The 6,148-nt window shown below is 31.1% G+C and carries 5 protein-coding genes and 1 tRNA gene; 4 read left to right on the top strand and 2 right to left on the bottom strand.

Annotated features, from left to right (window positions below):
• Nucleotides 1-287 precede the first annotated feature (287 nt).
• Nucleotides 288-455 carry a hypothetical protein gene (locus tag JJE11_RS12840; RefSeq protein ID WP_291636227.1) on the bottom strand — a complete coding sequence of 56 codons (168 nt, stop codon included), beginning with the start codon at nt 453-455 and terminating at the stop codon, nt 288-290.
• Between the two features lie 301 nt (nt 456-756).
• A tRNA-Ala gene (locus JJE11_RS12835) sits at nt 757-832 on the bottom strand.
• Between the two features lie 351 nt (nt 833-1,183).
• On the opposite strand from JJE11_RS12835, the gene clpB reads away from it, so the two are divergent.
• The 4 genes from clpB (at nt 1,184) to JJE11_RS12815 (ending at nt 5,801) form a co-directional block, all read left to right on the top strand.
• Nucleotides 1,184-3,784 carry an ATP-dependent chaperone ClpB gene (clpB, locus tag JJE11_RS12830; protein WP_291636225.1) on the top strand — a complete coding sequence of 867 codons (2,601 nt, stop codon included), beginning with the start codon at nt 1,184-1,186 and terminating at the stop codon, nt 3,782-3,784.
• A gap of 179 nt (nt 3,785-3,963) precedes the next feature.
• A complete protein-coding gene (locus JJE11_RS12825; RefSeq protein WP_291636223.1) occupies nt 3,964-4,905 on the top strand; it encodes a DNA glycosylase in 942 nt (313 codons plus the stop codon).
• On the top strand, nt 4,898-5,035 hold the full coding sequence (locus JJE11_RS12820; RefSeq protein WP_291636221.1) for a hypothetical protein: 138 nt from the start codon (nt 4,898-4,900) through the stop codon (nt 5,033-5,035). Before JJE11_RS12825 ends, JJE11_RS12820 begins: the two co-directional genes overlap by 8 nt.
• 130 nt (nt 5,036-5,165) lie before the next feature.
• Nucleotides 5,166-5,801: a GntR family transcriptional regulator gene (locus JJE11_RS12815; protein WP_291636218.1), complete on the top strand. Its 636-nt coding sequence runs from the start codon at nt 5,166-5,168 to the stop codon at nt 5,799-5,801.
• The last annotated feature ends 347 nt before the right edge of the window (nt 5,802-6,148 follow it).

Here is a 6,148-nt window from a genome sequence, read left to right as displayed (position 1 = left end):
TTCCATTTTTATAGAACGCCGATAGGAGAATTTAAATGTTCTGTTAAGTCTCTCTATGATTTGCTTAACCCAACGATATTCAGTAGACACAGGATCATCATTAGTAAGTCCGATTACTTGAATTACGTTGAAATCAAAGCCTTTAAGCATAAACTTGCTGCTGCGCGAGCTTGTATGCAGTATAACCATCAGCAATAAATTTAGGCTATTGATGATGAAAAAGAAAGGAAATCCAAGGGCTAAGCCTAAACCAACTATACCTTATGATGCGTATAGTTAATATGTATTTATTTAAGAAGCCTAAAACTAATTTTAATACTAGTTTTAGGCTTTTCTCTAGTTCTATGCTCGCTATAATTATAGTGTTCATTTTTATTAGGTATTAAAATTTGACTAGCATTTAATGTCCCCAAAACAACTTTATTTATCTGTTCTAACTTCAATTCTAAGAACATTTATTGTATGTCTGTAATATCCATCAATTATGAGATATTCAATCTCCATGCACACTCGTACACGTTTCTATAATACACTCCAGTTATAATAATACCTTTTATAGCTTTAAACATATTACTACTTAACACTTTCCATAAGTTTCTGACATATTCCACTTTCATCTCGAATGGGAATCATCGATTCATTTTAAGTATAGTTTATAAATTTAATCTAGTTGTTGCAAATATTGTTGCAAACTAATAAAAAAGACTGCATCATTTAGCGTTACAACTAAGCGATACAGTCATTTTTTAAAACATATGGTGGAGATAGGGGGAGTCGAACTCCCGACCTTCTACATGCGAAGCAGACGCGCTCCCAACTGCGCTATACCCCCGTAATTAATGTCATTCTAAATTATACCACTATTTAACACTATGTTCCACATCAATCATATATTTGAAAAATTTTAAATTCAAAATCAAAAATATTAATAAATCCTTTATAAATAGAGAAAATGTTACAATCATAATAAGGTAAAGTGCAAATTATATAGCTATTTAGTGATATAATTATATTAGGTTAGGTCACACTATATATAGATGATTAAAAAGTGAATGTGAAGCACCCATAAACAAAGTTTTTATGCTGGTAAAACGGTTTTTCAACTTACTTATATGGGTGTTTTTTGTATAATTTATGTTGAGTATCAGGTAATAATAAATAAACTAAAGGGAGGATTAATTACATGGATATAGAAAAATTAACGGTAAAGGTTCAACAGTCCTTAAATGAAGCTCAAGCAATAGCTGTAAAAAACAATCATCAACAAATAGATACAATACATTTATTTGCAGCACTTATTGCTCAAGAGGATGGTCTCATTCCTAATATATTTAGTAAAATGGGTGTAAATGTAAGTGTGCTTAATGAGGATATTAAAAAAGCAATAGATCGGATGCCAAAAGTTACGGGTAGTGGTGCAGATACTGGATCAGTTTATGCTACTAGAAGATTTGATGAAGTTTTTGTACGCGCAGAAGATGAAGCTAAGAAGTTTAAGGATTCTTATATAAGTGTTGAACATGTAATGCTTGGTCTTATGGATGTAAATACTAAAGAAATTGGAGATATTTTAAAGAAATTTAACATTACTAAAGATGATTTTTTAAACGCGCTTTCAAAAGTTAGGGGAAATCAGAGGGTTGAAAATCCAGATCCAGAAGGTACTTATGAGGCATTGGTGAAGTATGGAACAAACCTTGTGGAAGAAGCTAAAAAGCATAAGTTAGATCCTGTCATAGGACGCGATGATGAAATTAGGCGGGTTATAAGAATACTTTCTAGAAGAACTAAAAATAATCCTGTACTTATAGGAGAGCCTGGAGTAGGTAAAACTGCAATAGTTGAGGGACTAGCCCAAAGAATTGTAAAGGGAGACGTACCAGAAGGGCTTAAAAACAAGATAGTATTTTCTTTAGATATGGGAGCACTTATTGCTGGAGCTAAATTTAAAGGTGAGTTTGAAGAAAGACTTAAAGCTGTGCTTAAAGAAGTAGAAAATAGTGAAGGTAAAATAATTTTATTTATAGATGAAATTCATAATATAGTAGGAGCGGGGAAATCAGAGGGGTCTATGGATGCAGGAAACATGATAAAACCACTTCTCGCAAGAGGAAGTCTTCATTGTATAGGGGCAACCACTTTCGATGAGTATAGAAAATATTTAGAGAAGGATAAGGCCCTTGAGAGAAGGTTCCAACCAGTAACAGTTGAGGAACCTACTGTGGAAGATTCTGTGTCAATACTTAGAGGTCTTAAAGAAAAATTTGAAATATATCATGGTATAAGAATTCATGATTCAGCCATTGTTGCAGCAGCAAAGCTTTCAGATAGGTATATAACAGCAAGATTTCTTCCGGATAAGGCTATAGATCTTATAGATGAAGCTTGTGCTATGATAAGGACTGAAATAGATAGTATGCCAACTGAGATGGACATGACTAAGCGTAAGATATTTCAACTTGAAATTGAAAAAAAAGCACTATCCAAAGAGAATGACGACGCTTCAAAGAAAAGGCTCACAGCGCTTGAGAAAGAGTTAAGTAATTTAAAAGATAAAGATAATGAAATGACTGCAAAATATGAAAAAGAAAAATCTAAGATTGTTGAAGTTAGAAATTTAAAAGCAGAGTTAGATGTTTGTCGAGGAGATATAGAAAAATCAGAAAGAGAATACGATTTGAGTAAGGTGGCAGAGCTTAAATATGGTGTAATTCCGAAGCTTGAAGCACAGATAAAAGAAAAAGAAGAAGGCATACATCAAAATAATGAAACGGCTATGCTTAAAGAAGAGGTAACCGAAAAAGAAATTTCAGAGATAGTATCAAAGTGGACTGGTATACCTGTAGCAAATCTGGTAGAAAGTGAAAGAAAAAAACTCCTAAGACTTGAAGATGAGCTATCAAAACGAGTAATTGGACAAAAGGAAGCTGTAATTGCTGTTTCAAACGCAGTTATTCGTGCAAGAGCGGGCATGAAGGATCCAAGAAGACCTATTGGTTCATTCATATTCCTTGGGCCTACTGGAGTTGGAAAAACCGAACTTGCTAAAACTTTAGCTAAAACACTATTTGAGAGCAGTGAAAGTATTATAAGAATAGACATGTCAGAGTATATGGAAAAATATTCGGTGTCAAGACTTATAGGAGCACCACCAGGTTATGTAGGATATGAAGAGGGCGGTCAGCTTACAGAGGCGGTAAGAAGAAAACCCTATAGCGTAATATTATTTGATGAAATAGAAAAGGCTCATGAAGATGTGTTTAACATATTTCTTCAGATACTTGATGATGGAAGGTTAACCGATAATCAAGGCAAAATTGTAAATTTTAAAAACTGCATAATAATTATGACTTCTAATATTGGAAGCAACTATCTCCTTGAAAATAATGAAAGTGGAGGTATAGAGCAACATATCCGTGATAGAGTCATGAATGAGCTTAAGTCCAAATTTAAACCAGAATTTTTAAATAGATTGGATGATATTATACTATTTAAACCTCTAGATACTAAAGAAATAGAAGGTATCGTTGATATATTCCTTGAAGATATCAAAAATAGGCTTAAGGACAAAAATATATCAATGAAAGTAACTGATGTTGCTAAAGAACTTATGGCAGAGGAAGGTTATGATCCAATCTATGGTGCACGGCCATTAAAAAGATATATTGAAAATGTTCTAGAAACATCTATTGCTAAGAAGATTATTAGGGGAGATATAAAGGATGGTTCTATAATCGGTGTAGATGCTAAAGATCAGCAAATTATAATAGAAAAGATTCAATAATTGAGGCTTGTTTAATAGTACATTCATAATAAAGAGTAACTTTATTTTATTTAAGTTACTCCTTATTATGAATTAAGTACCAGAAGGCGAGATTATAATAGACATTACTATTGCAGATAGCATTACATAAATTATAATTGTAGCTTATTTAGACTAATGAAAAAGTGAGGGGTGTTGTCATGGGCAAAACATGTTTACCTAATTTATTAAAGGTAAAGTGGAATGATTTTAAAAAATATATAGAAATTGACGTGCCTGAAGAGTTTAGTTTTGAGCAGTGCATGGTTTATTTAAATAGATCTGATATAGAATGTTTGCATAAAATTGATGAAGATGAGTTCTATAAATTGCTTAAAATTGAAGATGTTTTTGTTTTAATTAATATTTCCAGGGCAATTAAAAAACTAAAGGTAACTTTTGTGAATCAAGTTCCGACAAAATGGGTTAGAGAACAAGTAGCTAAATATGTGTGGGATATGTTTGATCTAGCAACAGATTTAACACCATTTTATAAGTTAGCAGAGGATGATTCAATTATCAAACTATTAATTGATAATTATAAAGGTCTTAGAATTGTTAAAATCAATGATATGTTTGAAACAATATGTTGGGCAATTATTGGTCAACAGATAAATCTAAAGTTTGCATATACATTAAAAAAAAGGCTAGTTGAAGCGTATGGAGAAAAAATGCTGTACGATAATGAGTGGTATTTTTTATTTCCTACACCTCAGGCTATTTCGAAGCTTGAAGTTTTAGATTTAAAACCTCTTCAATTTACTACAAGAAAGGCTGAATACATAATTGGTATTGCAAATCTTTTCAATGATGGAATTATTAAAAAAGAAGAACTAGCATTAGAAGTTGATTATGAAAAATTGAAAAATAGATTACTATCAATTAGAGGGGTAGGAAATTGGACTGCAGATTATACAATATTGAAATGCTTTGATCTAAACGATGCTTTTCCTATAGCGGATGTGGGTATTCATAATGCATTAAAGGGCATTTTAGGATTAGATAAAAAGCCTACGATAGATGAAATTAAGAAACTGTCAGTGAATTGGAGAGGATGGGAAGCATACGCTACATTCTACTTATGGAGGTGGCTTAATGATTAAGAAATATTATGGATATTATAATTCACCTATCGGGCTATCAGAAATAGTAACCTCAGATTGTGCAATAATTTCAGCTATGTTTGTAAACGAGGTGAAGGAAAGCGCAGGAGAACCACAAGTGGCTTATTGAACATGAAAAAGAGTTGAAAAGAAATAAAGTTTATGCTATATTAAATTAAGTTGTAATAATGTATGTTATAAAATTAACTATGTATATATAGGTGCTAATTATTAATATTATTTTGAATGGAGCTAATAAAGTGAAAAAAGTAAGTTTGAAGCAGAAAGCGTATGATGACATAAAGGCAAAAATTATTAATTGTGAATACTTGCCTAATTCATTTTTAAATGAGAGTGTCCTTATGGAGGGAATAAATACTAGTCGTACACCCATACGTGAAGCTCTTAGTAAACTCGAACAGGAAAACCTTGTAACTATAATACCTAAGAAAGGTATTATAGTAAATGATTTGTCTCTCAATGATATAAGTATGATTTTTCAGGTGAGAGAGCTAATTGAACCATTTATAATTAGAACTAATGGATGTAATATAGATAAAAAAGTACTAAAACTTATGCGTGATATGGTTATGGAGGATATCACTAAACAAAACATGAAAAAAATTTATCAAATAGATGATAAGTTTCATCGGTTTTTTATTTCTAGTAGTGGCAATAAATACTTTCATCAAACTATGGATCATATATATAATCAGAATCATCGCCTGCGTATATTATCAGGTCAAAAGATAGATAGTAGGCTAAAAGACACTCAGGAAGAGCACCTTAATATAATAGATTTTTTAGTTGATGGAAAAAATGACCAAGCAGCTGATGCTATGAAAAAGCATCTTGATAATTCTAAAAATGCAGCTATAGCAAGTTTATTAATTTAAAAGCTAATTAATTTTAAAAAATTTAAACTTATATTTCATAATATAAAATTGGTAAATCTTAAAAACAGTAAGATTGGCCAATTTTATTTTATTTGTTAATCATATATATAATATTATATTTTAGATATGATTATATGGATATACCAATTTAATGGTAACGCTTATTTGTAAAAATCCTACACCAGAAAAGAGTGATGATCACACCAATTGCAATAAAAATAATTAGTTAAAATATTAATACGCTTAAGTGTATTGACAAACGTTTACACTGCGTTTATAATAATACGCATAGTAGTTGTTGCATACTTGTTGTATACAACAGATATACAATCAGATATACAATCAGA

The sequence above is a fragment of the Clostridium sp. genome (genome assembly GCF_016650095.1).
In the GTDB taxonomy this organism is placed as follows: Bacteria; Bacillota; Clostridia; order Clostridiales; family Clostridiaceae; genus Clostridium_AD.
This window is presented reverse-complemented; position numbering and strand designations above follow the sequence as displayed.

What these genes read in the sequence shown, in the direction of transcription:
- JJE11_RS12840 (WP_291636227.1), bottom strand. Translation starts at nt 455, where the DNA reads ATGTTCTTAGAATTGAAGTTAGAACAGATAAATAAAGTTGTTTTGGGG.
- clpB (WP_291636225.1), top strand. Translation starts at nt 1,184, where the DNA reads ATGGATATAGAAAAATTAACGGTAAAGGTTCAACAGTCCTTAAATGAA.
- JJE11_RS12820 (WP_291636221.1), top strand. Translation starts at nt 4,898, where the DNA reads ATGATTAAGAAATATTATGGATATTATAATTCACCTATCGGGCTATCA.
- JJE11_RS12825 (WP_291636223.1), top strand. Translation starts at nt 3,964, where the DNA reads ATGGGCAAAACATGTTTACCTAATTTATTAAAGGTAAAGTGGAATGAT.